We start from the raw sequence: 1,517 nt of genomic DNA, 5'->3' as shown, positions 1-1,517 counted from the left end.
GGAGAGTGGGGGGGGTTATATGGCGGGGACGGGAATGATACGATTTCAGGAGGTGCAGGTAATGACAATTTGTATGGTGAAGAAGGTAATGATGTCCTCAATGGTGATCTTGGAAATGATAAGCTTTTTGGGGGTAATGGTAATGACACCCTACAAGGAACCAATAGCGGTACAGGAGAACGAGATACTTTAGAAGGAGGAACGGGAAACGATCGCTTTATCCTTGCAGATACGACAAATGCCTTCTATGATGACGGTAATAGCACCCTTCCCGGTGATAACGACTACGCGACAATTGCCGACTTTAACACCACTGATGATATAATTCAACTACGGGGTTCAAGTGGTGACTATCTGTTATCGGTTTCTGGTTCTAATACTAAACTCTACATCAACAAACCAGGCAGCGAACCAGATGAACTTATTGCAGTTATCAATAATCAAACAGCATTAAGTCTAACTGCTAGTTATTTTAGCTATGTTTCTAGTCCTACTCTTCCCAGTATTACTCTTGCAGTTTCTCCCAGTAGTGTCAATGAAGATGGGACAACTAACTTAGTCTATACCTTCACTCGTACCGGTTCTACTACCAGCGCCTTAACCGCTAACTATACAGTTGGGGGAACAGCGACATTTAGCACAGATTACACTCAAACCGGTGCAGCAACTTTCACCAGTGCAACAGGGACAGTGAATTTCGTTGCTGGTTCATCCACTGCTACCGTAACTGTTGACCCCACTGCTGATACAACAGTAGAAAGTGATGAGACTGTCATTTTAACTCTTGCTGCGGGGACAGGTTATACAATAGGCACTCCTGACGCAGTTACCGGGACAATTACCAATGATGATTTACCTAGTATCACTCTTGCTATCTCTCCCAGTAGTGTTACCGAAGATGGGACAACAAATCTGATTTATACCTTCACCCGTAGTGGAGTAACCACTAATTCCTTAACCGTCAATTACACCCTCGGAGGGACAGCGACTCTCAATACAGATTACACTCGTACAGGGACTACCAATACAGTCACTTTCGCCGCTAATGCTACCACTGCTACCGTCACAATTGACCCCACTCCTGACACAATAGTAGAAAACAACGAAACCGTCGCTTTAACCCTCGCTGCCGGGACAGGTTATACAATAGGTACGACCAACGCAGCCACGGGGACAATTACCAATGACGATACCAGTGTCACCCTAGCAGTTTCTCCCGCAAGCGTCACCGAAGACGGGACAAGCAATCTCATCTACACTTTCACCCGTAGTGGAGTAACCACTAATTCCTTAACCGTCAATTACACCCTCGGAGGGACAGCTGCCCTCAATACCGACTACACTCGTACAGGGACTACCAATACAGTCACTTTCGCTGCTGGTTCATCCACTGCTACCGTCACAATTGACCCCACTGCTGACACCACAGTAGAAAGTGATGAAACTGTTGCTTTAACTCTCGCTGCGGGGACAGGTTATACAGTTGGGACAACTACCGCAGTGACTGGGACAATTAC

At 46.2% G+C, this 1,517-nt stretch carries 1 protein-coding gene; it reads left to right on the top strand.

The genetic code is table 11. The features are described from left to right. The coding region (locus O9295_RS06080) for a Calx-beta domain-containing protein (RefSeq protein ID WP_288032338.1) at window positions 1–1,517 on the top strand (1,517 nt) is incomplete at both ends.

It is taken from the genome of Microcystis sp. LE18-22.4A (assembly GCF_027531105.1).
In the GTDB taxonomy this organism is placed as follows: Bacteria; Cyanobacteriota; Cyanobacteriia; order Cyanobacteriales; family Microcystaceae; genus Microcystis; species Microcystis aeruginosa.
This window is presented reverse-complemented; position numbering and strand designations above follow the sequence as displayed.